The organism is Streptomyces sp. NPDC091272 (genome assembly GCF_044757485.1).
In the GTDB taxonomy this organism is placed as follows: Bacteria; Actinomycetota; Actinomycetes; order Streptomycetales; family Streptomycetaceae; genus Streptomyces.
In genome coordinates this window covers 464,730-488,155 of record NZ_JBIVVC010000003.1, presented here as the reverse complement: position 1 = coordinate 488,155, position 23,426 = coordinate 464,730, and the positions used below count along the sequence as shown (strand labels likewise).

At 69.8% G+C, this 23,426-nt stretch carries 23 protein-coding genes; 10 read left to right on the top strand and 13 right to left on the bottom strand.

Annotated elements, in window-relative coordinates; translation table 11 throughout:
* Positions 1 to 307: 307 nt before the first annotated feature.
* The 9 genes from ACIQM4_RS11495 (at position 308) to ACIQM4_RS11455 (ending at position 10,487) form a co-directional block, all read left to right on the top strand.
* A complete protein-coding gene (locus ACIQM4_RS11495; RefSeq protein ID WP_401589353.1) occupies positions 308 to 1,783 on the top strand; it encodes a DUF3560 domain-containing protein in 1,476 nt (491 codons plus the stop codon).
* A gap of 84 nt (positions 1,784 to 1,867) precedes the next feature.
* On the top strand, positions 1,868 to 2,512 hold the full coding sequence (locus tag ACIQM4_RS11490; protein WP_401589350.1) for a hypothetical protein: 645 nt from the start codon (positions 1,868 to 1,870) through the stop codon (positions 2,510 to 2,512).
* A 59-nt stretch (positions 2,513 to 2,571) separates the two neighbouring features.
* A complete protein-coding gene (locus tag ACIQM4_RS11485) occupies positions 2,572 to 3,000 on the top strand; it encodes a DUF6197 family protein (protein ID WP_401589348.1) in 429 nt (142 codons plus the stop codon).
* 44 nt (positions 3,001 to 3,044) lie between these two features.
* Entirely contained in the window at positions 3,045 to 3,443 is a 399-nt protein-coding gene (locus tag ACIQM4_RS11480; RefSeq protein ID WP_384312008.1) for a DUF6181 family protein, read from the top strand.
* The gene (locus ACIQM4_RS11475) at positions 3,440 to 4,048 is read left to right on the top strand and encodes a DUF6349 family protein (protein WP_401589346.1); all 609 of its coding nucleotides are present in this window, start codon (positions 3,440 to 3,442) and stop codon (positions 4,046 to 4,048) included. The genes ACIQM4_RS11480 and ACIQM4_RS11475 overlap by 4 nt, the downstream gene beginning before the upstream one ends.
* A gap of 201 nt (positions 4,049 to 4,249) precedes the next feature.
* Complete coding sequence (locus ACIQM4_RS11470; RefSeq protein ID WP_401523181.1) at positions 4,250 to 4,528, top strand: DUF6211 family protein; 279 nt, start codon at positions 4,250 to 4,252, stop codon at positions 4,526 to 4,528.
* A gap of 44 nt (positions 4,529 to 4,572) precedes the next feature.
* Positions 4,573 to 5,226 carry a hypothetical protein gene (locus ACIQM4_RS11465; protein ID WP_401589343.1) on the top strand — a complete coding sequence of 218 codons (654 nt, stop codon included), beginning with the start codon at positions 4,573 to 4,575 and terminating at the stop codon, positions 5,224 to 5,226.
* A gap of 3 nt (positions 5,227 to 5,229) precedes the next feature.
* Complete coding sequence (locus tag ACIQM4_RS11460) at positions 5,230 to 5,406, top strand: hypothetical protein (protein ID WP_401589340.1); 177 nt, start codon at positions 5,230 to 5,232, stop codon at positions 5,404 to 5,406.
* A 635-nt stretch (positions 5,407 to 6,041) separates the two neighbouring features.
* Complete coding sequence (locus ACIQM4_RS11455) at positions 6,042 to 10,487, top strand: AAA family ATPase (protein ID WP_401589338.1); 4,446 nt, start codon at positions 6,042 to 6,044, stop codon at positions 10,485 to 10,487.
* 16 nt (positions 10,488 to 10,503) lie between these two features.
* Here the strand turns inward: ACIQM4_RS11455 and ACIQM4_RS11450 are convergent, their stop codons facing one another.
* The 13 genes from ACIQM4_RS11450 to ACIQM4_RS11390 form a co-directional block, all read right to left on the bottom strand.
* Positions 10,504 to 10,815 (bottom strand): hypothetical protein, encoded by a 312-nt coding sequence (locus ACIQM4_RS11450; protein WP_401589335.1) that lies wholly within the window; start codon positions 10,813 to 10,815, stop codon positions 10,504 to 10,506.
* Between the two features lie 599 nt (positions 10,816 to 11,414).
* Positions 11,415 to 12,377, bottom strand: a complete 963-nt coding sequence (locus tag ACIQM4_RS11445) for a thiopeptide-type bacteriocin biosynthesis protein (protein WP_401589333.1) — start codon at positions 12,375 to 12,377, stop codon at positions 11,415 to 11,417.
* A gap of 2 nt (positions 12,378 to 12,379) precedes the next feature.
* Positions 12,380 to 13,609 carry a lanthionine synthetase C family protein gene (locus ACIQM4_RS11440; RefSeq protein WP_401589330.1) on the bottom strand — a complete coding sequence of 410 codons (1,230 nt, stop codon included), beginning with the start codon at positions 13,607 to 13,609 and terminating at the stop codon, positions 12,380 to 12,382.
* Positions 13,606 to 16,671 (bottom strand): lantibiotic dehydratase, encoded by a 3,066-nt coding sequence (locus ACIQM4_RS11435; protein WP_401589327.1) that lies wholly within the window; start codon positions 16,669 to 16,671, stop codon positions 13,606 to 13,608. Before ACIQM4_RS11435 ends, ACIQM4_RS11440 begins: the two co-directional genes overlap by 4 nt.
* Before the next feature lie 94 nt (positions 16,672 to 16,765).
* Entirely contained in the window at positions 16,766 to 16,972 is a 207-nt protein-coding gene (gene fxlA / locus ACIQM4_RS11430) for an FxLD family lanthipeptide (protein ID WP_250287672.1), read from the bottom strand.
* A 50-nt stretch (positions 16,973 to 17,022) separates the two neighbouring features.
* Positions 17,023 to 18,261 carry a methyltransferase, FxLD system gene (fxlM, locus tag ACIQM4_RS11425; protein WP_401589324.1) on the bottom strand — a complete coding sequence of 413 codons (1,239 nt, stop codon included), beginning with the start codon at positions 18,259 to 18,261 and terminating at the stop codon, positions 17,023 to 17,025.
* Between the two features lie 203 nt (positions 18,262 to 18,464).
* Positions 18,465 to 19,112 (bottom strand): hypothetical protein, encoded by a 648-nt coding sequence (locus ACIQM4_RS11420; protein ID WP_401589321.1) that lies wholly within the window; start codon positions 19,110 to 19,112, stop codon positions 18,465 to 18,467.
* Entirely contained in the window at positions 19,109 to 19,312 is a 204-nt protein-coding gene (locus ACIQM4_RS11415) for a DUF5999 family protein (protein WP_401589318.1), read from the bottom strand. The genes ACIQM4_RS11420 and ACIQM4_RS11415 overlap by 4 nt, the downstream gene beginning before the upstream one ends.
* A 53-nt stretch (positions 19,313 to 19,365) precedes the next feature.
* Positions 19,366 to 19,830: a DUF6302 family protein gene (locus ACIQM4_RS11410; protein ID WP_401589315.1), complete on the bottom strand. Its 465-nt coding sequence runs from the start codon at positions 19,828 to 19,830 to the stop codon at positions 19,366 to 19,368.
* Positions 19,824 to 20,339 (bottom strand): DUF6415 family natural product biosynthesis protein, encoded by a 516-nt coding sequence (locus ACIQM4_RS11405; RefSeq protein WP_401589312.1) that lies wholly within the window; start codon positions 20,337 to 20,339, stop codon positions 19,824 to 19,826. The genes ACIQM4_RS11410 and ACIQM4_RS11405 overlap by 7 nt, the downstream gene beginning before the upstream one ends.
* A complete protein-coding gene (locus tag ACIQM4_RS11400; protein WP_401589310.1) occupies positions 20,339 to 20,755 on the bottom strand; it encodes an ATP-binding protein in 417 nt (138 codons plus the stop codon). Before ACIQM4_RS11400 ends, ACIQM4_RS11405 begins: the two co-directional genes overlap by 1 nt.
* Before the next feature lie 235 nt (positions 20,756 to 20,990).
* Positions 20,991 to 21,239 carry a hypothetical protein gene (locus tag ACIQM4_RS11395; RefSeq protein ID WP_401589307.1) on the bottom strand — a complete coding sequence of 83 codons (249 nt, stop codon included), beginning with the start codon at positions 21,237 to 21,239 and terminating at the stop codon, positions 20,991 to 20,993.
* An 81-nt stretch (positions 21,240 to 21,320) separates the two neighbouring features.
* Entirely contained in the window at positions 21,321 to 22,541 is a 1,221-nt protein-coding gene (locus ACIQM4_RS11390; protein WP_283451046.1) for a helix-turn-helix domain-containing protein, read from the bottom strand.
* A gap of 174 nt (positions 22,542 to 22,715) precedes the next feature.
* Here ACIQM4_RS11390 and ACIQM4_RS11385 point away from each other — a divergent pair, with 174 nt between their 5' ends.
* On the top strand, positions 22,716 to 23,348 hold the full coding sequence (locus ACIQM4_RS11385; RefSeq protein ID WP_055643649.1) for an HAD-IA family hydrolase: 633 nt from the start codon (positions 22,716 to 22,718) through the stop codon (positions 23,346 to 23,348).
* Positions 23,349 to 23,426: the final 78 nt, after the last annotated feature.

Below are 23,426 nucleotides of genomic sequence, written 5' to 3'. Positions count from 1 at the left end.
GGAGGGCAACCCTCCGGACCGGCAGGCCCCCGAGCACCCCAGCGGACACCCCTTCGGGGCGGCAGGACAGGTCCGGTGCGTTCACCGCCGCCGGCCGACTCCGCCGCAGGCGGCTCCGCCGACCGGCGACGGGCACCGGACCGCAGCGGACGCGCCCCGCGGGGGCGCGACAGCCCCTGTCGTCGCGCAGGCGCGACGACCCGCGAGCCGATCGTCCCTCACGGCCCGCGCCGGTGGTGCAGCGCCGCTGCCAACGCACGGTCCGCCCTGCGGACGGACCAAACTCTCACCAGGAAAAGCCAGTTCAGTGACTATCGAGATCACCCACACCCGCCGAGAAGGAACCCTGATCGAGGGCACGAGCCGGGGCGACGGATCGGCCGAGATTCTGCGACTCCGCGAGTACGGCCGGACCCAACGCCAGCCCTTCCGCTGGAGCAGGAACCTTGACTGCTGGTACCTCCCGCACAGCCGCGACCACGCCACCTACACCCCCTCGCTCGAACTTCTTGCGCAGCGACTCCGAGACGCAGGCTTCGAGGTCACGTTGGCCATCGACAACGCCGACCGCCGCTCGTTCTCCGACGCCGAGAAGGAACGGGAAGAGAAGGCCGAGGGCCGGGCGGAGAGGTTCGGCGGATACGCCGCCAGCGCCGCCCAGAGTTCCGAGGCCGCATGGAAGGCGAGCCACGAGATATCCGAGCGGTTCGCCTTCGGTCAGCCCATCCTCATCGGACACCACTCCGAGGGCCGCGCCCGCCGTGATCACGCGCGGATGGACAACGCGATGCGCAAGAGCATCAGCGAAAGCGACCGCGCCGCCCACTGGACCGGCCGGGCACAGGCCGCCGCGAACTACGAGCGGTTCAAGAAGGACCCCGGCCGCACGCTACGCCGTCTCGACAAGCTGCGGGCCGACCTCCGCGCGGTCGAGAAGTGGCAGCGCGGCGAGTCCGCCAAGGGGTTTTCCCGGAGTCCGGCAGACCCCGAGCTGGAGACCGAGCGCCAGGAGCTGACGGAGGAGATCGCCCACTGGGAGCAGGCCATCAAGGACGCCGAGGCCGAGGGCTTCAAGATGTGGTCGAAAGCCGACTTCACGCGCGGGGATTTCGTTCTCTATCGAGGCACTTGGTACGAGGTCCTGCGGGTCAACCCGAAGTCGGTGACGATCCCGCACATTCACAACGGCGTCGGTCAGCGTGTCGTTCGCGCGGCAGACAACCGTCACGACAGCTGGACGTGGACCGCTCCCTATGACGACGTGTCCGGGCGCAAGAGCGCCGACGAGATGCAGCAGTCGCCTCGGGCCGAGGCCGCCGAGCACCAGGAGCAGGCCCAACAGGCTCCGCCGATCAAGGAGCCGGTACCGACGGCTGAGACGTGCCTTACCAGCCACCCCAGCCCATGGCACGCGAAAGCCCGGCGCTGGGCTCTACATCAACACGCGCCTGAATGGAGGCCGACCCCGGTGACGGCTCCCGCCGAAAAGGCAAACGGACTGGAGGGCATGGCACTGGTGCTCATCACCTCGAAGAACTCCCGCCGTTCCCGCAAGCGCGCCTTGTGGGCGATGACCCGCCGCGAGGCAAAGGCGGTGTGCGGCGACCCCCGCACCTCCGGCCGCTCCTACATGCTCACCTGGACCGACCGGCCCGGCACCGAAGGCGCCGACTGGGAATGGGTCCCGGACAACGGCAGCCACGCCGCGGTCCTAGACGAGCTGGGCATCACTCCGCGCCGTGAATGGACCGCCGCCCCGCAGTCCCCGGCCGAGGCCGCCTAACCACGCCCCCACCCCTCCCCCCGGTGGCCGAGCACGCCGGGGGGACGGGCCCCTTTCTCACCAGAACAGGGCACCACCATGACCATGCACCTCCTCGAACGACCCGCGACCATCACCGTCCCCGACACCGAAGCGGGCAGGCACATCGTCCCCGCGACCGAGGGCAGCACCACCGTCCCGACGTACCGCGTCGGCTCCCCCGACATCCAGTGCCGATACCCCGTGATCGTCGGCGAAGACCAGGTCATCGGCCGCGCCTACAGGTGGCACCGGGATTGGCTCGTCCTGACCACCGAGGGCGAACGCAACCTCCGCCGTCCGCCCAAGGGGACCCCTGGTACCGACATGGCCGCCGCCCATCTCGCGGATGAGTACGCCGCCGGTCGGATCGGCGCCGTTCCCCTGGACCAGGTGCTGGCCGAGGCCCCCACACCGTTGTGCGGGCCGGTTCCTCTCCTACACCCGCGGATGCCGGTCAATGATCGCAACATTGAGGGCGCGCAGATCGCGTTCGCGGGACTCCGGGCCCACCATTGGCGGGCAGTGCTCACCGGGTTTCCCGGCAGCGATAACCACTGGTTCCTCAGCTGCGAATTGTGCCCGTGGGAAGGCCCGAAGTTCTGGTCACACCTGCGCGGGCGCAACGGAGAGCCGCCGAGCGCGCGCCGTCACAAGGGTGGGTGCATCGGGGAGGACAAGGTCCGCCGGCTGATCCCCGCCTACCACTAGTAGCCGATCGAGGGGCGGCGGCAGCGCGCTGCCGCCCCCGCTTCCCGAAGGACAGCATCGTGCCGACCCACCACACCCCCGAAAGCATCGTCATCGCCGACACTCCGACCGCGATCCTGGCATGGGCCGCCCGCCACATCGAGCACGTCGGCATCCACCAGGGCGCGCGCCTGTTCGACGGTCCTGGCCGTACGGCCACGTTGCCGTGCTGGCCGCGCGGCGCTGTCGAAGTCGCCGCCGGCCACGGGCGCGGAGCCGCTGGCCGGACGTACGACTGGGACCGCATCTATCGCGCCCGCGACCAGGCGTTCGCCATCCTCGCGGAAACCGTCACCGGTCACCCCGTCGACACCGACGACCCCGCCGCCGCCAAGGCCCTGCACCGCGAGGCCATCGACCGGTGGAGCGCCGAGCCCGGCCGTACCGCCGCCGACGCCGCCCACGCGTTCCGCACTGCCGCCGCGCGCGCCGAACACGCCCTGTTCTGACACCCGCTGCCCGCCAGCATCCCGAGTCATCGAAGGCCAGCACGATGGACGAGACGACAGAAGACCGCAGCACCACCAGGACGCCGAGCCGCCGAGGAGCCGCCACCCCCAGCCGGGACGGCGTCCACCGGCTCAACGTCCCCCTCCACCCCCGGCTCAGCGCGACCGAGCTGATCCGTGTACTCCTTGCGGCCCCGGGGGAATCCGACCTCTCCGCCCTCGACCCCGTACAGGTCCGGTCGCTCATCGCCGACGTGCTCACCCAGCACGGCTATGACGTGCTCGACCGATCGCCGTACTACCCGGAACTCAACCGCCACCAGGACGCCCGCCGCGCGGTGCGCCGCGCGTACGGGCCACGGTTCCTCGACGCCCCCGCCGAACAGGCCGCGCTCGCTGACCCGCTCCGGGAAGTCCTCGCCGCCGGAAGCAGGACATCGTGACCGCCACCGTCGCCGAGCCGATCGGAGCACGAGCACGGCAGACGTACTACTGGCGAGTGCGCAACGCGCGGACGCGCCACCGCCCCGAGAGCGCCGTGCAGGCGTGGCACATCCAGCCCGGACACCCCGGCGGCGCGTACAGCGAGCTCGGCCACGAGCTGGACCCGCCCGCACACCACGCCCCGACCCTGCTCTCCCGTAGCCGGCCGACCGGCCGCCGGGGGGACGAGCAGGAGTTCCGCGGCGGATGCCTCGCGTGCGAGTGGGAAGGCCCCGTGCACTCCGGCGACGGGTTCGGGGACGGTGACAACGAGGCGGTGGAGGACGCCCACGATCATGCGTTCCCCGACTGGCGGACACTGCCGCCGATCACCACGGTCGAGGACCGGTGGGCCGTCCCGCGGAGCCGGAGTCGCTGGGCTCAGCTCACCGCCCGGTACCCGGCGGGCTGGCTCGACCAGGGCGCCCCCGTTGTGGCTTGGAGCCGGTACCGCCGCGAAGCTCACGCCCCGCCGCACGCGGGACGTCCCCGCTACGAACTCCACGTCACCCGGCCACCCACCGACCGGGGCCGACGCCCCGCAGATCAGGGAGCCCTCTTCTGATGACCACCGTCTCCCGGATTAGGGCCCCGCCCCGCTCGATCCAAAGGTGGTTTAATTACTCCGCCGTCAGCGGAGCGGGCAACCTCCGACCGGCCGTGCGTCCCACGGGGCGCGACGCACCCCAGACAACAGATGACGGCCAGCGCACAAGGGCAACAAGGCGCTGGCCGTCGGTGTCTCTCTCACCAGAAAGACCACACCATGCTATGTGACCGACACCCCGACTGTCCCCAGCCCGGCGACATCGCCCAGCTCAAGGGGGGTAACAGCATCGGCGCTGATCAGGCCGACACCTTCGTCATCGTCGAGGACTTCCCCCCGACCGGCCGGCACCTCGTACTCAACCTGCCCGTCGACCACCCCGGCCGCGCCGACTGGGCAGCCGCCGTCCCCCTGGCAGACATAGCCACCCTCACCCGGCTGGAACCGGCAGGCAGCCGTACGTGGACGCCGGCCCCGGACCCGGACGAGATCCAATGACCGCGCCGAGCGGTCACGACCCCGACCAAGAACAGGAGACGACCGTGTCCCCCAAGACCGGCCGCACGCTCTACTCACGCGCAGACCTGCGCAAGGTCCACGGCATCAGCGAACCCACGCTTCAAAACCTCTGGACCGACCGGGAGAACAACGGGCACCCGCCCGTCGCGGAGACCATCGACGGCGTCATGCACTGGGACGGCGACGTATGGGCGACGTGGCACCACGAGCTTCAGCGGCAGCGCGCCGCAGCCAGCACCACCAACCCGCCGAAGCTCGACGGCGACCCCGAAGAGATGGTGGGCCCGGCCGAGGCGGCGAAGATCTGCGGGTTTGCCGACTCCGCCACCGTCTCCCACTACGTCAAGAACCCGCCAGAGGGATGGCCGGCACCGGACGACTGGGACGAGCTTCCGACCCGGCGCCGCCCGAAGTGGAAGCGCTGGAGGCTGTGGCAGTACCTCGCGGACCGCAAGGGCCGCGGGCATGCCGGCGGACGGCCCACCGGCCGCCGCGGACTGGCCTACCCCTACCAGGGAGACGAGCGGCTGACCCTTGCCCGGCAGGCCATCGCGGCGAACCCCGGGGCGAAGAACGCCGACCTGATCCCCGAGCTTCAGGGGCAGACGGAGAAGTCCTACTCCCGCCCGACCTGGAACCTGATCCTCAAGTCCGCCCGTGAGCATCCCGAGGAGTGACCCGTGCCCGACACCCGCTGTCCGCGCTGCGGCGGCCCGCTCGGTGAACGACCCGCACGTTCCCGGCTGACCACCGACCGCGAGGTCTTCGTCTGCACCACGTGCGGCACCGAGGAAGCCGTGCGCGAGGCCCACGGTCAGGCGCCGGTGCCGTTCGGCGAGTGGCCCCTGAACACGTAGCCGTCGGCCGAGCCACACGGCCAGCATGACGAAGGTCCCCGCTCCGACCCGGAGCGGGGACCTTCGTCATGTCACCAGGCGCTTGCGGGTCGGCAGGGCCCAACCAAGACCGCTCGACCCGATCGCAGGCGACAGATCAGCGGCTACGAGCCTCATCACTGGTCGGGAGCCCGCTCCGCCCTCCGGCCGATCGCCCGGGTGCGGGGGCGGAGTCTGACGTCCCGGTCCGAACCGGCTCTCCGCGTCGACCCCGTACGCCCGGGGAGTCCGAGGCCATCCAGTACGCGCCCGACAACTCGGCGAACCGGCGGGAAGCCGCCGGATACGAGGGGTGCTCTATACGCGGACCAACGACACAGCCCCGCGCAGGTGCCGCACCGACCTCGGATCGTCATACCGCCTCAGCGCGTATGGCGCCCCAGCCCGCGCACCCGACACAGAGGTAACAGTCCAACAGGACATCAGGCTCCACGAGCCTGATCCGCAGGAACGACCAGCCCGCTCCGAGTGCCCGAGGTTCCCCCTCGTTGATCATGATCTTGATTTGAGAGGACCAAGGTATCGTCACTTCGTGACGATACAATCAGCCAAGACGACCGAAACTGACCGAATGAGAACGGGGGGTGAGCGGGCCGATGGGATGGGTGACCATGATCGGCCCGTCCGACGAGCAGGTTGAGTACCGCCTTACCGGCGGCCATGGATGCGGGAAGGCCGTAGCGGTCGACGCCGCCCCTCTCGTCGCCGCGATCGAGGCCAAGGCCGAAGCCGCCGGTGCCCCCGTCGCCTCCCTGCTCGCCAACCGCGAGGCCAAGCGCGCCTTCTTCCGCGCCCGCGGACTCCTCCGCAGCAAGGGCACGGCGCGGTTCACCGGGTTCGACGCCGTGGAAGTCGCCGCCGCAGCCGGGCTCGACGCCCGCGATCTCTACGGCGAAAAGGCCCTTCCTCCACGGCCCGCCGACGGACAGGTGGACTACCACCTGGACCCCAGTGAACGCCCCCTGGTCTGGATCGGAAACGGTCTCACCGAGTTCGACATCACCCCCGGCAGCACCCTCGCCCCCGAGCAGTTCCCGGCCGCCCGGCGCCTCATGCTCGGGGAAGACCCCCGGACCGGGCAGACCCTCGTGGAACCCAAGCTGGCCATCGCGCCGGCCGCCAAGCTCCCAGCCGCCCCACTGGCCCGCGCCATCCGCCGCGCCGCAGCCGAACGCAGCGTGAACCCGGCCTCTCTGCTCGACTCCAAGCGCAAGCAGGACGCCTTCCGCCGGATGGAAAGCCAGCTCAAGCGGTTCGGAGAGACGCACCGCGTCCCCGTCTCCACGGTGCTGAAGCTCGCCGACGCCGTCGGCATTAATGCCGTCGACCTCTACGGCGAGGACACGGTGGAGAAGGCCGTCGCCGCCGAGGCGGGCGGCCACCTGGACGCCCGTGCGCTCCTGCGCGCGGTCGAGGCCCGCGCCACCGAGACCGGCCAAGAGCCCGCCGACCTGTTCGACGCCGCGTCCATGAAGCGCCGGTACGCCCAGACCGAAGGCGAAGGTGCACGTCGTCTCCGGGATCTGCCGATGGACGTGCGGGAAGCCGTCGCGATGGCCAAGGCGGCAGGACTCACGCCCGAGGACGTGTGGGACGCCGAGGAGATCAAGGCCGCGCTGCTCGAAGGCCGCGTGCAAGTCGGCAACCGCGGTGCCGACGTCACCTTGGACCTGGCGAAGTCGAAGTCCGCGTTCCTCGCGTACGCGCCCGAGGAGATCGCCGCCCAGGTCGAGGGCATCTACACGGCTGTCGGCCGCGAGTCCATCGGCGCCCTGGAGCGGTGGACCGCGTACGCCATGCGCGGCCACCACGGCGACGGCGACGAGGCCGAGACCGTGACGACGAGCGGGTTCTCCGGCTGGATGATGGTCCACCGCGCCGCCCGCCCCGTCGACGGCGCCCCGTACGGAGATCCCCACTTCCACCTGCACTTCACCCTCGCCAACATGGTCAAGGGCGCCGACGGCAAGTGGTCCACGATGGCCAGCGGGGGCCGCGACCTCCACCGGCACACCCGCGCGACCCAGTCCCTCATGAACGCCCGCATCCGCCGCGAGCTGACCAACGAGTTCGGCATCAGCTTCCGCCGAGAGGAACGGACCGGAGCCTGGGAGATCGCAGCGATTCCCGAGGCCACGATCCGGCTGTTCAGCAAGCGCGACAGCCAGGTTCGGGACCTGCTGACGAAACTCGGCATCGACTACGACAGCGCCACGACCCGCGAGCGCACCGCCGCCTCCACCGCGTCCAAGGCCGCAAAGAACGGCGAGGCTGCCGGGGTCGGGGACGATGTCCTCCGTGCCTACTGGCAGGCCGAAGGCCGTGCGGCCGGAGACGACCCTGATGCCATCGCAGCCAGCGCGATGGAACAGGACCGAGCAGATCAGAACCCCACCCTGGACGAGCTGTGCGCCCAGGTCTTCGACCCCAAGACCGGCTTGACCAGCCACTCCAAGGAGTTCACCCACGCCGCCACCATCGCCGCCGTGCTGGACGCCCTCCCGTACGGCGTCGCGGATGCCGCCGAGGCCGAACAGCTCACCAACTCCGTACTCCGGCACGCCGGATACGCGGTCCAGCTCAACCCGAAGGGTGCCCAGCACTTCGCGCACGCCGACCGGTACACCACGGCGGATGTCGTGGCGGCCGAAGCGCTGATCGTCTCCGAGGCCACGAACCGGCTCGGGACTCAGGCCGCCGTAGTCAGCAGCGACACGGTCGACATGACGCTGTCCACCGTCGAGGCTCAGCACGGTGGCAGCTTCACGTTCTCCGACGAACAGCGTGCCGTCCTCGAACGGCTGCTCACGGCCGGGCACGGAATCGACGCCGTCGTGGGCATCGCCGGATCGGGCAAGACCACGATCATGGACACCGCGCGGCAGGCATGGGAGGCGCACGGTCTCGTCATCGCCGGCGCGAGTACGGCCGCCGTCGCCGCCGCGAACCTGAAGGCCGAGGCGGGCATCGAGTCCCGGACCCTCGCTTCCTGGTTGACCGGCATCCGCAACGGAGGCTCCGGCCTCACCGGTGTGGACGTGTTGGTCGTGGACGAAGCCGCGATGTGCGATGACCGCGACGTCTCCGAACTCCTCACCCACGCCGCGGAAACCGGCACGAAGGTTGTCGGTATCGGTGACCCCAAGCAACTCCACTCGCCCGGCATCGGCGGCAGCTTCGCCGCCGTGCACCACCTCGTAGGCGGGCTCACCCTCAGCCAGAATTTCCGCCAGAAGGACATGGTCGAGCGCCGGGCCCTGGATCTGTGGCGCGACGACAACCGCGTGGAATCGCTCCGTACCTTCGCCGGGACCGGTCGCGTGCACGCTCTCGCGGACAAGGACGCCACCCTCGCCGCGATGCTCACCGTCTGGGCTGACAAGCGGGCCGCGCACACCGACGACCACACCGCCGTGCAGCAGCTCCTCATGCTCGCCGCCACCAACGAGATCGTGGAAGAGCTGAACACCGGCGCCCGCGCACTGCGGAAGGAGAACGGCGACCTCACCGGTCCCGAGCACGCATACGCGCTGCCCGGTGGCGGCGAGCTGACCCTCTCCGTCGGTGACCAGGTCCTCCTTCGGGTCAACGACTACCGGGGCAAGAAGAGCCGAGGGCAGAACGACGACGTCCTGAACGGCTACCGCGGAATCGTGCGCGCCGTGGACGAGGAACGCCGGGTGCTGGTGGAGTGGCGGGAGAAGACCGAGGACGGCCACCGTGACGTCGCCGAATGGGTGGACGCCGACTACATCGCACAGGGCGGGCTCAGCCTCGGATACGCGATCACCGGCCACAAGTCGCAGGGCCTCACCGTCCAAGAGGCCCTGGTCTACGGCCCCGGCGCACAGGCGAACGCCCTCTACACGATGATGAGCCGCGACAAGAAGGAGTCCCACCTCTTCCTGCCGCTCTCCGTCTACGAGACCGACGCCGACCGCGCCCGCCACGGCGACGTACTCACCGACCAGGAACAGCTTGACCGCGCCGTCGCGGGCCTCATCCGCGAGATCGAGAACGGCACCGAGGAACGCATGATCCTCACCGAACTCCCGAAGAACGCGGTCCCTGCCCACGTCCGCCAGGTCGTAGCGGACCTCCCGATCCCGCGCGCCCCTGGCGCCGACGAGCACCACGACGCCGACACTCGCGAAGAGGCTCCGGAACACGAGGACCGCCCCGCACCGGCGAACGCCGAGCCGACCATGGCGCCGGCCACACCTTCGGGACCCGCGCCGACGGGTGCCCGTCCATACACTCACCTCAGTAGCTCGGCGCTGCGTGACGCCGTGCGCAAGGCCGCCATCGCTGCCCGCGCCACAACGACGGCGGCCGACAAGGCGGAAGCCGCCGCCGATCGTGCCGAACAGGAGGCCGCTGCCGGTGCAGGCCCCAATTCACTCGCGCTCCAACGCCGTCACCTGGATGTTGCCGAACGGGCCGTGGCCATCCGCGAAGTCCGGCTGCTGGACGGCACCATCGCGGAACGCACCGTTCAATTGAACGGCACCGAGGCCCGTATCGAAGGTCTTGAACAGCAGTTGGCCGCGACGGGCCTTTTTGGGAGGGCGGCACTCCGCGGTGACGAACGTGCTGCGGTCGAGGCGGACCGGGAAACCCTCCTTCGTACCCGTGAGGAGACTGTCCAGGAGCTGGAGCAGATGGACACGCGGCTCCAGGAAGCTACCCGGCAGGCCGGACCCGTCAACGAGCACGAAGCTGTGCTGACGGAAGCGGACATGCCGCAGCAGGAGAAGGCCGCGCTGCTTCGGCGGGCCAAGGCCAAGGACAACGAGGCAGCCAAGCAGCTCCGGGCCGAGGCCATCAAGGCTCGCAGCACTGCTCACGGCGCAAACCACCGCGTGTCTGGCCTCCAGAAGGAGACGAGTCTGCGAGCCCAGCACGGACGTCAGCACGTCGATGCCGATGAGCCCGCGGCGCCCTCATCTCCGAAGCCCGACTCCCCGTACGCCAACCGAACTGCGGTGGACCACACACAGCCCGCACCGCCGGACAGCGCTCACGACGCACCGCCCGTGTAAGAAGGTGCCTACCTTCCTAGGCTGGCGGAGCGAAGACCGCGTTGTCCGGCATCCGGTCGCGGAACGCATCCGGGATGGTGCCCATGAGCCAGAGGCCGCGCGTCACGTGCACGGCGCCTGTCGGGTCGTCGAGCAGGACGTAGCGGGACTCACCGTCCCCTACGTAGCCGATCTCCGGGGGGAACCCCTGCTCCTCGGTCCATGACAGGTAATGGACGCCGTCGATCCGGAGGGCACGCCGGCCGTCCGGGTCTTGGTCGCCGAGCATCGCGTACCCCAGGCACATCAGCCAGAAGTCACACGAGCTGCACACCCGATACGCAGCCATCCGCGCGCCGACACCTCGGATCTCCCGGTCTGTCCCCTTGTTCGGGCACAACTTGCACTGGAACACCGCGCTCTGAGCGGTCACGGGTGCTCGCCTCATGCGCCAGACCTCCGCCGGATGTGCTTGCACCGAACACCGCGCTCGACATCCTGAAGCGAGGGTCTGCGACGTGCCCCGCAGTCCATGCACTCGCTGTCCCAAGGCATCGAGCGTGCGCCGGGGTACGGCACCTTCGGCCTGTAGCGCGCTTCACGCATCAGCTCCTCGGCGTCCTCTTCAGCGGGTTCACCGACGGGCGGCACGGGGGCACGCGAGGGGCCGGAAGCGGGCTGCGGGATCGAGTAGACCGGGGTGTGGCCCCCGAACACCAAACCGAGGCTCACCCATCGTCTCGGCTGCGAAGGGGTGGTCATGGCGTGCCCTCTCTCGTACGTCCTAGCCCGATGGCCAGGGGCGTTAGCGTCGTAGTAGTAGGTCCGGCCGGCACACGGTTTCAGATGTCAACGCGGGGCGGCCGGGTGCTGCCCGGCCGCTCTCACCTGCCTGAGCAATCCATCCCAGGAAGCCCCTGCCGCCGAGGATGAGCGTCGTCATGACCCTTATCTCTCCCCGTGCAGGATGGCTGCCCTGGCTGCCCAGGCGAGGATGCTCTGCCCGCGCATGGACAGGCCGAGCCGGTTCCAGTGGAAGATCACGTGGTAGCTGAGTACCTGCCGCAGCCCTCGGTCGAGCGTCCCGTCCTGTACGGCACGGCGGAGTTCCTGCCCCGTGCTGCGGAAGACGGCGGCCCACTCGGCGACGGGTTCCAACAGCCCGCCGGGGCGCAGCAGGACATCACTGTCGGCGAAGAGCAGCGGCCGGATCTCCTGCGCGCGGGCGTCGAGCCGGTCTGCCGGGACGTCGCTGACGGCCGATCGGTGCTCTTCCGTGATGACGCGGTGCCACACGTCACCTTGCTCGTACCACTCCAGGCCCGCGGCGCGCATCATGATCGTGCAGAGGAGAACGGACAGCTCCCGGGGTCCCACGGCTAGGTCCCCGCGCTGCCTTAGTTGCTGCGCCTCTCGGCTGTCGGTGACGAACAGCGCGTGCGCGGCCGTCATGCTGACCGTGCCCCCGAACGCTGCGGTCTCCGGCTCGTAGATCCCGGGCCACCACCGTTGCAGATGCCCGTCGGAGACGAGACGGTCGAAGCCGTCGCCGAGGGTCAGTTTGGTTCCGGCCTCGGGCTGTAGACGAAGGCGCAGGCGCCAGCACGGGTGCTTGCGGGTGTACCACCAGCCGCCCATGAGCCCCGCAGCCTCCGCCTCCAGAAGCACGGGGAGCACGTGCGTGGTGAAGGTGGTGTCGGCCTTCGTCCAGTCGGTGAAATGGAGGTACACCTGCCACCAGTCGGTGGTGGCTGCGTGGCGGGCCAGGGCCTCCCGGCCAGCTTGGTCGTAGACCGCCACGGCGTCGGACAGGATCGTCGGTTCCATCGCGTACTGGGCTGCGACCTCGGGGATCGGCAGGCCGGCGAGGGCAGCGGAGACCGCGCGCTGGATCGCGGTCGGCTCCGTCAAGATCAGTTGATCAAGAGACATGCGTCCCATCCGGAGATCGGGGCCTGCTGTGAGGCGTAGGTGGTGAGGGCGAGCGCGGTACCGGCGACGCCGCTGATCAGGCCGGACTTGGGAAGGTCCGGCTGGGCGTTCGCTGCGAGGGTGCCGCCGAGGCGCTTCGGGAGGGTCTGAAGTCGGGGGTCGCGGGCATCGGCGGCGGCGCGGGTGGTGGTCTGGTAGATGCCTGCCCAGCCGTGGCACAGGCCGGAGTCGGTGACGTGGGCGAGCTGTGCGGGGTCGGTCAGGGCGCGGTACAGGGCGTCCTCGTAGAACGCTTGGACGTCGGGGGCGCGCAGGGCGAGCCCGGCGAGTTGCCCGGCTCGTGCGATGCCCGTGGTTCCGTAGCACCAGCTCGGCCGGGTGGGGGCGTCGTGGTGCGGGCGCCCGAGGTCGAGGTCGCGGCGGGAGATGTGCTCGGGCCACCAGGGACCGGAGGGACTGAGCTGGCACCAGGCGTCAAGGTGTTCGCAGATGCTCCAGATGGCTTCGCGGTGCCCGCTGACGGCGATGCCGCGGCGCATGGCCTGGGCCAGCAGGAGAAGTGGACCGGTGATGCCGTGGGCTGCACCGAAGTTGCCGTGGCCGCCCGGGAAGTGGGGGGACTCGCCACGGGCCGGGTCGTGGCGGACCCACCAGCCCGGCAGGCCGCGGCCGTCGGGGGCGAGGGGGCGGGTCAGGGCCACGAGGTACTTCAGGACCCGTTCCAGGGGGAGCCCTTCGGGGTCGGTCCGTAGAAGGTACGCCCCGATGCCGGTGAGGCCGTAGAACAGGTCGTACTCGGCGAACGCGGGCAGGTCGCCCTTGCGGATGCGGGTGAGCGCGGCGTCCACGCGGCGGTGGGTCAGGTCGGCGATGTGCTGGTGCAGGGTCCGCCGCGCCGGTTCGTACAGGTGCTGGAAGGACGGCGGGACGGTGGTGAGGACGAAGCCGAGGGCCGGGGCGCCGAGGAACAGCCCTGCGGTGTCGGCCGCGCTGATGTGCCCGCCCGCTGCGGCGGTGATCCATCGGTGGGCGGGGCGCCAGGAACCGCCGTGACGGCTGGCCATCTCGATGTGCAGCAGGCTGATTCCGGCGGCGCCGTCGGCGAGGGACTGCACCGCCCACGGCTCGTCCGGGGGCGGCGGAGCGGGTTGTGCGAGGTGGGCCGTGTACTGCTCCAGGATCGTCGCGGTGGTGGCAGCCGGCGCGGTCATCGGGCGGCCATCCTGTGCTGGAGGGCCGCGGTTCGTACGAGCCGGATCGTGGTCTCCTCGGCGCGCGGATCGACGCCCAGGGCCTGGACGTGGTGCTGGTGCAGGAGAGACCGGGCGACGCCGAGGGGATCACGCTGGCCGGTCAAGGCGTTCCGGTAGGTGTCCACGGCGGCGGCGCGGGCCCGCCATGCTTCGGCGACCGCAGGGCCGCCGGGGAGGGCCGCGAGCGCGGAGGCGCCGTTCGGTGCGGCGAGTTCGAGCACCTGGGTACGAAGGGCCCGGTTCAGCCGCCCCGTGCTCTGGGGGAGGTTGCGCACCAACCACTCCTCGGCCGCCGCGTTGTTCGGCGCCAGGGGGGTGACGAGGTGCAGAGCGCTGGCCGCGGCGAGGGCCTGCGGGGCGAAGACGTCGGTGCGCTCGGTGAGCTGGATCTGTGCGAGGGCGGCGGCGGAGTCTGCGGCGAACACCTGGTGCGCGGCGTCCATGGCTGCCTCGCTGCCGAAGCGCCCGGTCTGCGGCTGGTAGGGAGCCAGGACGAGCCCAGCCGCCAGACCGGTCCCGTGCAGGCTGTCCGCCCACCTGCGGACGTGCTGAGCGGCGACCCCGTACGCGTCCGGAGGAAGGTGCAGCGTGAGGTCGAGGTGCTGGTCGGCGTCCGGGCGGGCCATCTCCCGATGCCGGGTGAACCACCAAACTGGCGGGGTGTCGCCGAACGCGGCGAGGAGGACGGGCAGGTGGCGGCTCAGGATCTCGTCGTAGCGGCGCGGGTGGGCGTGAAGCTGCGCGAGCAGGACGTCACCGGCGCCCGGAAGGTGCCGCCCGGGGACCGGCGCCGTGGCGGGGCGCGGCCGGGGCACATCGGCGGTCTCCGGCTGCAACCGGCCCAGAGAGAGCCAGATCTCGTGTGCCCGTCCGATCCAGCCGTGGGCGTCTACGTCCGGGACCTCGCGCAGCTCCAGACGCCGGGCGTTGTCGAGGTGGGCGCGCAAGGCCCGGCGGTGGACCGGGTGGGACAGGTCGAGGGGAAGGCGCTGGTCGTACTCGATGATCGCGACCTGCATGGGGACCCGTAGCCGGTCCCGCCAGGCGGTGAAGGCGTCCTCCCACTCCTCGGTCGAGGCTTTGCGGCCGGGCAGGTCGTCGGCCATCAGAAGCCATCGGGCCTGCGTGAGGATGGTGCGGCGGTAGCGCACCCGGGGGAGGAACGGGAGCCGGGAGCCGGTGCCGAAGTCGAACGGCTTGTAGGCGGCGTACCGCCCGTTGGCCACTTCGGCGAGGAACCGGGCCAGTGGTGGTGTCTGTGTCCCGCCTTCCAGGGCGTGCAGAACCCGCACGTCGATGCGCCGGCCGGTGGAGAGCTGCACGAGGTGGAAGCTGCGCGGGTCCGCGGTGACGGCGATGTCGGCGAGCGGGATCGTCGTCTCGTCGATCTCCTGGTGGCCGGACAGCTCGATGACGTGCGGCAGCAGCCGCGACGTACGGGTGACGTTCTCGTTGCGGTGGCGGCGCGGCGGGAACACGAGCTGCGCCGTGAGGGCGTCCGGCGCCCCGTGGTACGTGGCGGCGAGCGCGTCCTGATGCTCGGGCGGCAGGACGTGGGCGAACCGGCCGGCCATGCTGCTGCCGGGGCGGGGGACCGCGGTGAGGAGGACATCGAAGGTGCCGCTGGACAGTGCCCGGGTGCTGGGTGAGTGGACTTCGAAGGCGGCCTCCACCCGGGGTACGAACAGCCGCTCGTCCTCTCCGGCGGCCTTCTCCAAGGCGTCGACCATGTCGTCCGTCAGCCGCAGTTCATCGCGGCCGTCCAGGAGGACTTGCTGCATCAGCGCGAGCAGCAGTTCATCGCGGTCGGTGCGCACCTTCAGGGCGGCGCCGCGTTCGGAGCCGACGTATCCGGCGGGCAGGCCCAGACCGCTGTCGGCGACCAGGTCCATCACCGGCACCAGGGCCCCGACGCCGTACCGGGCCCGGAAGCGGCGGTGGTAGTCGCGCCAGTGCTGGTAGCCGTAGGGCTGCGGGGTAGTCCGGTAGAGGGCCGACACGGCTGCCTGCACTTCCGCGATCACGGACTGCGGGAGCTGGGTCTCGCAGTCGAGGGCGGTGTCAATGAGCAGCGGTGTCGGCGTGACGGTGGTGAGGGCGCGCATCCGCGCGGCGACGGCGCTCACGCTGGTGTCGGAAAGCGTCGGCTGGTGGGCAGACACGTCGTCGCGCAGCGCGTACAGCGCGTGAACCAGGTCCCGCACCTCGGGGACGTCGTCCGCCTGGTGCCGGTCCAGTTCGCGGCACAGGTGCTGAAAGCCGTCCATGGTGGTCATGGGCGCCCAGAGGCTGGTGATGAGGAACTGCTGCTCGACCAGGCTGGTGAGAAGGGCGTCGATCTTCTCCGGTGTGGCCTGCGGGAAGCGGTCGCGCAGGTGGCTGTGGAGGTCGCCGTAAGGGATGGGGGTGCGGGCCGCGTCCATGGCGGCGGCCACCGGCCGGGCGTTGCGGACGGATATCTCGACCGGGGCCAAGAGGACGGCGTGACCGTCGGAGGGTGGTCCCGGCGCCACGAGCCGGTCACCGCGGGTGCGGGCGGCGTTGTTGGCGACGAGCGGTAACCGCTTCAGCAACGCGGGGGCGCGCTGGAGCCGGAGAACCATGTCGGTGACCCATTCGGCGTCCGGCCGGATCATCGCGCGGTGCTTGTCGCGCCACCGCGCCATCGCCCGGGGCCCGACGGACACCGGGGCGATGCCGGCGAACAGGCCGAGCGGGGTCGGCCGGTGCTGCCACCGCAGGAGATAGGAAACCGTCGACAGCGCGGTGCGGCGGACATGACGGGGCTCAGTCTGCCGGCCCCGGACGACGGCCTCGATGGCGTCGGACAGGACGGGGGTGGCCAGCTCCAGCGCGCTGCGGAAGTCCTCGCGCTGCCAGATGCGGTTCAGCCATCCGCGGGTGACGGCCACGTTGTCCAGGTCGAGGGTACGGGGGATGTCTGCCGGCCCGGGGCTGGTGGTGGCGCGCAACATCGCAACGCCTTGCCACTGGTATCCGGCGGCTGCTCGGGAAGCCATGAGGCCCTTCCATGAGGCGGCGCGGGGAGGGGAGAGGGGCCTGTGGGCCGGGCGAAGCGCTTCGCCCGGCCCACAGGTGAGGGGTCGGCCTGGATCAGGCCGGGTCCTCCGTAAAGGAACCGCAGGCGGAGGCACCGGTCGCGCAGGTGGTGCCGCAGCCGTCGCCCGTGGAGCACATGAGATGGCCGTACGAGTGCTCGGCGATGACGACCTTCACGTCCAGGGGCGCGAAGTCGTCGTCGTCCAGGCCCGCCAGCGGGGCGGGCGCGACCGGGGGCGGGGCGAGAGTGGCGCTCGTCATGATGTGCCTTCCTCTTGTTGGGGTGGTGCGGGACGACCTGGCTCCCGGTGTTACGCCGAGGGCCAGGAGAGCGAGATCCGGCTGTGCACCTTGTCGATGACCCGGTCGGCCGGGATCTGGTCATCGGGAGTGCTGGCCGGATAGACCCGGATGACCGGACTGGGGCCGCCGCGCCGGTTGGCCTCCCAGTCGCGGAGCACGCCGGCGATCTCGTCGGCGAACTGCTTCGCGTGCGGGCCGAGGGCGTGCACGCCGTACTCCAGGTGCTTGTTGTCCTCGGTGCGGCGGGTGACGAGGTAGGCGAAGGTGTCGTCCTCGACGGCCGCGAGGGCGAACCGCTTGTTCACGGGGTCGACCACGCCCGTGTCCGAGTTCTCATCGACGGCCATCGTGCAGAAGCCCGGCAGGCTGATCGCCATCGCCATCTGGAGGGTGTCGATGAGTTCCTGGATGCGGACGGTGACGCCGGTCCACAGTTCGTGGCGCGGGAACGTGACGGCGTTGTCGAGTCGGTGCGGGTCGGCCGGCAGGCCGTCATCGAACTTGAGGCCGATCTCCGGGGTGCCGTTGACGAGGAGGAGTTCTTCCCGGTGAGCGGTCGAACCCTGCATCGGGACGAAGCCGCAGATCTTCGCCGACTCGCTCTCCAGGTAGGGGCCGTGCTCGCCCTTGACCTGGACGAAGGCGACCGACCGGGTCAGGCCGCGCATCCGCAGCGGGACGATGAGCCGGCCGCCCTCCTTGAGCTGCGCGGTCCAGGCCGGGGAGACGTCCCAGGCCCCGGCGGTCACCATCACGACGTCGACCTCACCGAGGTCCGGGATGGGCTCGGCGGCGTCGGCGGTGACGACGTGAACTCGGCCGTAGCCGTGCTCGTTCAGGAGCTGGCGCGCGAGATCGGTGACGACGGGGTCGATGTCCACGGTGACGACTTCACCGTCCTCACCGACGAGTTCGGCGAGGTAGGCCGCGTTCAGCCCGCCCGAGCCGATCTCCAGGACCCGCATCCCGGGCTTCACCTGGGCCTGCTCCAGCATCATGGCCTGGATCTGCGGCGCGGAGACGGAGCTGAGCTGTACGCCGTGCTCGTCCGTCTTGGTGATCACGGCGGCGTACGTGTCGTACGCCTTGTCCAGCGGCGTGTCAGCGGGGGTGAACTCGTGCCGGGGCACCTTGCGCATCACCGCTTCGATCTCCGGGGAGGAGATGTTGCCGTCCGCGCAGAGCTCGTCCACCACCTTGTTCCGCAGGCGGGTCGCCTCGTCGGGCTCGACGGTCGTGTTCGTCATGGACTTCCTTCGGTCGTTCGTGTTCGGGGGCGGGTAGGCCGGCACGCGTGCCGGGGGCCGGGAGGCTATCGGCGAAAGCTCTCCGTTCTCGTCGGACCGCCGAAGGTTGGCGGGTTCGTGCTGGACGGCGCGCGAAGGTCCGGCGCCGGTGGTGAGCCGCCCGGCGGTCCTGTCTGTACCACTCAGGAGAGCCGGGCGGCCGTCTAGGCGGCGGGCACAAGATCGTCCAGGTTGACGACCTTGTACTCCCGCAGTTCCCGTACGAGCTGGGAGGCCAGGAACATGCCGATCTGGGGATGGCGGTAAGGGATGGGGGAGTCCACGTCTGAGAGGGCCTGAAGGCCGTTCGCGCTCCACTGGTACGCGTGGCCGATCACGCCGTACAGCGGGAAACGGGTGGCGAGAAGCGCTACGTGGCCCCTTGCCCTGAGCCGTGGGCACCGGCCTGCCGCCATCCGGGCGTGCTCCAGACAGACCGGCGGCTGCGCGGTCTTCACTGGACCGTCGTAGCCCTCTTCACCCGCCGTTTCCAGGAAGAGGATGCCGTCGGTGCGCTGCAATTGGACGGTGCATACCTGGCACCGCAGCAGCGCCATCGTCACGCGTTGACGGTGCGGGTGAACCATCCGCCAGCGCGGTGTCCCGCAGGGCTGCCCGAAGGTGTCGAGCGACATGGAGTAGCGGGCCCAGAGCACGCCCTTGAGGTCCCGGTCCGGCGGCGCCTCATCCACGTATCGGAGACGCGGCCGGCCGTCCGGCCCGCGGCCCATACGTAGGTTGAGGAACGAGTCGGCCTCTTCACCCTCCCGGGCGGTGATGTAAGGCACGACGGCCTCGGGAGCGGTGGTCACGCGGTGCTCCCGACGGTGAGCGCGACCGGCCGGTATGGAGCGACGATCTGGCCGTCCGGCAGCAGCTCGCCGGTGTCCTCGAAGAGCAGCACCCCGTTGCACAGCAGGCTCCAGCCCTGTTCAGGGTGGGCCGCCGTGGGGCGGGCGGCCTCTCGGTCGGAAGCCTCGGCCGTGGGACACGGCGGGGTGTGCTGGCACATCGTACTCGTCGTCCTCTCAGGGCAGTGCGGGGAAGTCGGGCCCTCTTCGGCGACTACGAAGCCGTGGGGGAACACGGAGTGGAGGTTGCCGAAGAGGGTGTCTGTGGGCGTTCACGTACGAACGAGGTGATGGCGGACTCGCTGTAGCCGTAGAAGCGGCCGAAGACCGCGTCGTCCTCCCACCACTCGGGAGCGGGATCGCCCCACTCGACGGTGTGGCAGGTATCGCGGTACGGCGACCATCGGACGCGGAGGTCCGGAAACCCCCGCCGGTTCGTGAGAAGGTCGCGTGCCCCTATTGCCAAAGACAGCAGATCGAAGGACATGTATCCGCCGCGACGCGGGCCGCCGACCGGCACGGCAAGCAGTGGTGCCCGGAAGACGCGTACCGCGACAGCGTGAGCAAGGACCTCGGGCCGGGCAAGGCGGTCCCGGAAGTGCTCGAAGTCGTATGCCTCCTCGGCAGGGCAGAGGGAAGGGCCGAGCGAACGCGCCGAAGCCTTGGTGGTCGTCAGCACTCGACCAGCCCCCTGACGATCCCGGCCTCTTCCAGAAGCTCGGCGAGATCGAGGGTGAGCCGCGCCAGCTTCCGAACGAGTCCGATGGTCTGTCCCGCGTCGCCGGCCACTACCTCGGCACGCAGCGTGCGGGCCTGTCCGATCAGAGCGGCGATGTCCGGGTGCTTCTCGTCGGCTTTGTCTCGCAAGGCGCGGGCTACAAGCAGCTTGAGCGCCATGAGGAAGCGCTGAGTAAGGGCATCGTTGTTGTAGTTGGGTAATGGTGCTCCGCCGGACGGGCCCGCGGCGTGGTGGCTGATCTCTTCCTCGCCGTGCAGGATGGTGTCGAGGTCGTCGTACACCTCGTTCCAATCCACGCTTGCCCACTCACGCACTGCGCTCAGGTACCGCCGGGCCTCCTCCTCACCGTGTGGAGGAATCCAAGGGGTCGTGGGGACCGTCGGGTCCTTGACGCGAACCGGCATGGTCTCCGGGCTCGTCGTCTCGTCGCGTAATGCGGTGTTCGTCATCAGCAAGCCACCAAACTCAGCTCGCACCACGTGGTGGCGCCGTTGTCGCTGACACCCCACGCGCCCTGTCTGCTGCGGGCGATCTCCCGTACGAGCACCAGGCCGCGACCGTGCTCGTCGTCGTCCTCGGGGCACTGAGCAGTGGGGCGAGGTCCGGGCACGCCGTCATGGACACGGATGCGCAGGACGCCATCGCGCACGTCAAGGGTCAGCCGGATTTGCCTGCCACCGCTGTGCACGATGGCGTTAGTGATCAGCTCAGAGACAACGAGTGTCGCGTCGTCGGCGACGCAGGTCAGACCGCGGGAGGTGAGACGTTCGCGGGTCACGAGCCTCATGGCGCGGACGCGGGACTCGTCTACGGGAGGGGGGCGCTCGCCCGGGGAGTGCTTGGTGATGGAAAAGCGTTCCTCCACCAGGCCGCCGGTACGAGTTGCGGTCGGGCGCTGCGACGCCGGGCCGATCACCGCTCCGTCCCGATCTGTGAGGCCCCGTTTTCCGGGGCGGCTCGGTCGTCGAGGGAAGCGAGCGGGCCCGTCCGACGCTGCTGGCCCGGGACGTGCCGGAGCAGTCCGGCAAAAGCGGGCAACGGTGTGTTCGCAGCGTCCGCGAGGTTGCGGCGGCGCTCACGATCTGCGGGAGTTCGTGTGGTCATCGGTTGCCCCCCTCCGCGAACGGGAAGAGGGCACCGAGCCTGCCGTGCAGAGCAACCGCTTCATCGGCCGTCAGGACCAGCGGAATGGTCGCGGGCTCCGCGGCCCCCTCGTGCAGGTCGAGGGGGACCGCGAAACGACCGGCCTCCGTGTGCGCGACCTCGGCCTCACGAGCAAGGCGGAGGTGGCGCTTGGCGGGCGGTAAGGGCGCCGCGCCAGCTTCCGTCTGAGCGTGACTTGTCGTCATGACCCGTAAACGTAGGGCCACTTCGAGACCCCACCCCTGAGAAAAAATCAGGGCTGAGTAACGCTCAGGGTTGGCATATGCCTATGCAGCGAGCCCGATGTGCTTCGCTACCGCACGAAGGTCGTCGCGCCACATCGGCTTCTCGCGCTTCAGCAGGTCGGCCACCGCCTCCCTGACCAGGGGAGAGAACACGATCTCCTCCGGCGACTGCTTCAGCAGCTTGCCGAGAATGTGCACCGTCGCGTAGTCGTCTCGCTGGATGCGGTTGAGGTTCATTACCTCGATCAGGTACCGGGTCCGACGTTCGAGCGGGACCTCTTCATTGACGAGGACGTGATCGGCGGCGCGGAGTGCTTCGCTGGTGTCGCCCTCCTCTGCCTTCAGGTGTACCTCGTGCATGGCGAAGTTGGTCGGACCGAAGCAGGTGTGCCAGTGGTTGAGGTCCGCGCCGACCCGGTCCACGGCCTGCTGCGCGCCGTTGTACAGGTCCCACGCCCTCGGGCCCTTTGTGGCGCGTACCGCGGCGACGGCACCTTGCAGGTGTAGTGCGCCGTACGCGGACCAGTGTTCCGCGTTGGAGTCGTCGTGCGGCCGGCACTGGGCGATGGTCTGCCGGGCAAGTTCGTAGCTGTCTTCCACGTCGCCAGCGGAAGTGAGAACGCAGGCCAGGTTCCAGGCCGCAGCTGCGAGGAGGGCCGGGTCACCGGCGTTGTCCGCGAGGGAGAGGCCGCGGTCGGCCGCGATGCGGGCGAGGGTCGGTTCACCGACGCGGCGAAGCCAGATCTGGTGCAGACCGTAGAGACTGATGAGCTGCCGGAGGACGGTGCCCTCCTGCTCAGGCGAGGCGTCGCGCAGAGCGGCATGTCCCTGCCGCAGCAAGGTGGGCAGCCGCTCGCCGACGTCGCGGTACCGGTCGTCAGCCTGCGTCTCGTAGACCTTCCAGGCGTCCGTAACCGAGGACTCGAAGTCGTCGGAGGTGACCGACCCGATCCGCTGCGGGAGGAGGGAGGCGGGCAGCGACAGGGCCTGTCGGATGAGCGGAACGTGCTCGTGCTCCGTGCCCGCCGTAACGATTCCGGACACGTAGCCGCCCGTCAGGTCCTCCAGACTGCATCGCAGCTGCTTACTCAGGGCGATCAGAATCGGAAGCCGGTCCAAGGGCATCCGGTCATTCTCGATCTTGTAGACCCAGTTCTCTGACCTGCCGATTAGGTCTCCCAGCATCCTTTGGGACAAGCCCCGGCGCTCACGCCACCACTTGATTCGTTGGCCGATGCTGAACAACTCTCCGTCATACACCATGGGTTGACCGTTCGCCGTAGTGGACAGGGCACTCGTGTCAAGCGTAGGCCCACGTGCTTCGGGGAGAGGCGATACTGGGGGTCTCTCCCTCTGGGGAGGGCACTCAACGGTCCCCCTGTCGCCCTGCGGCCGGGGGACCGCGTACACGTAGGAAAGATCGGCAAGGAGGCCGCTTTGCCAGCCCCATACCGTGGTCTGATTCTCGACTTCGGTGGTGTGCTCACCACTCGGATGCGACTGAACGGGCAGGCGTTCGAGAGGACGGAGGGATTGACTCCAGGCGCGTATTTCGCGGCGCTGAACGAGCATCCCGACGGCGTCGCGATCTACGCAGCGCTGGAGGTCGGTGAGGCCACCCAGGAGGACTGGAACCGCGTCATCGGCGGCATCCTTGGTATCGACTCCACCGACCTGATGCGGCGCGCTCTGGCCAACCTTCACCCGGAGCCTCAGATCGTCGCCGCCGCGAAGCGCGCTCGCGCGGCAGGGATCAAGGTGGCCATGCTCAGCAACTCGTTCGGGATCGAGCCCTACAACCCGTACGAGGACAAGGGCATGTGGACGGACTTCTTCGATGCCGTGATCTTGTCGGAGCTGGAGGGCGTACGGAAGCCGTCGCCGCTCATCTATCAGCGCGCGCTTGACGCCCTAGACCTGACCGGTCCTGAGTGCGTCTTCGTTGATGACCATGCGGAGAACCTGCCGCCCGCCGAGACCCTGGGCATCCGCACCGTGCACCACACGACCGATCCCACCGGCACAGCTGCCATTCTCGACTCGCTTCTCCTCGACCCCGCTCCCGCCTGAACGAACAGAGCGGAACAGTTCGCTGCGGACGTTACGCCGGCCAACGAACGGCAGCAGCGTTCGAGGACGCCCCTACTG

What these genes read in the sequence shown, in the direction of transcription:
- ACIQM4_RS11490 (WP_401589350.1), top strand. Translation starts at nt 1,868, where the DNA reads ATGCACCTCCTCGAACGACCCGCGACCATCACCGTCCCCGACACCGAA.
- ACIQM4_RS11480 (WP_384312008.1), top strand. Translation starts at nt 3,045, where the DNA reads ATGGACGAGACGACAGAAGACCGCAGCACCACCAGGACGCCGAGCCGC.
- ACIQM4_RS11470 (WP_401523181.1), top strand. Translation starts at nt 4,250, where the DNA reads ATGCTATGTGACCGACACCCCGACTGTCCCCAGCCCGGCGACATCGCC.
- ACIQM4_RS11455 (WP_401589338.1), top strand. Translation starts at nt 6,042, where the DNA reads ATGGGATGGGTGACCATGATCGGCCCGTCCGACGAGCAGGTTGAGTAC.
- ACIQM4_RS11450 (WP_401589335.1), bottom strand. Translation starts at nt 10,815, where the DNA reads ATGGCTGCGTATCGGGTGTGCAGCTCGTGTGACTTCTGGCTGATGTGC.
- ACIQM4_RS11440 (WP_401589330.1), bottom strand. Translation starts at nt 13,609, where the DNA reads ATGACCGCGCCGGCTGCCACCACCGCGACGATCCTGGAGCAGTACACG.
- ACIQM4_RS11435 (WP_401589327.1), bottom strand. Translation starts at nt 16,671, where the DNA reads ATGGCTTCCCGAGCAGCCGCCGGATACCAGTGGCAAGGCGTTGCGATG.
- fxlA (WP_250287672.1), bottom strand. Translation starts at nt 16,972, where the DNA reads ATGACGAGCGCCACTCTCGCCCCGCCCCCGGTCGCGCCCGCCCCGCTG.
- fxlM (WP_401589324.1), bottom strand. Translation starts at nt 18,261, where the DNA reads ATGACGAACACGACCGTCGAGCCCGACGAGGCGACCCGCCTGCGGAAC.
- ACIQM4_RS11415 (WP_401589318.1), bottom strand. Translation starts at nt 19,312, where the DNA reads ATGTGCCAGCACACCCCGCCGTGTCCCACGGCCGAGGCTTCCGACCGA.
- ACIQM4_RS11405 (WP_401589312.1), bottom strand. Translation starts at nt 20,339, where the DNA reads ATGACGAACACCGCATTACGCGACGAGACGACGAGCCCGGAGACCATG.
- ACIQM4_RS11395 (WP_401589307.1), bottom strand. Translation starts at nt 21,239, where the DNA reads ATGACGACAAGTCACGCTCAGACGGAAGCTGGCGCGGCGCCCTTACCG.
- ACIQM4_RS11390 (WP_283451046.1), bottom strand. Translation starts at nt 22,541, where the DNA reads ATGGTGTATGACGGAGAGTTGTTCAGCATCGGCCAACGAATCAAGTGG.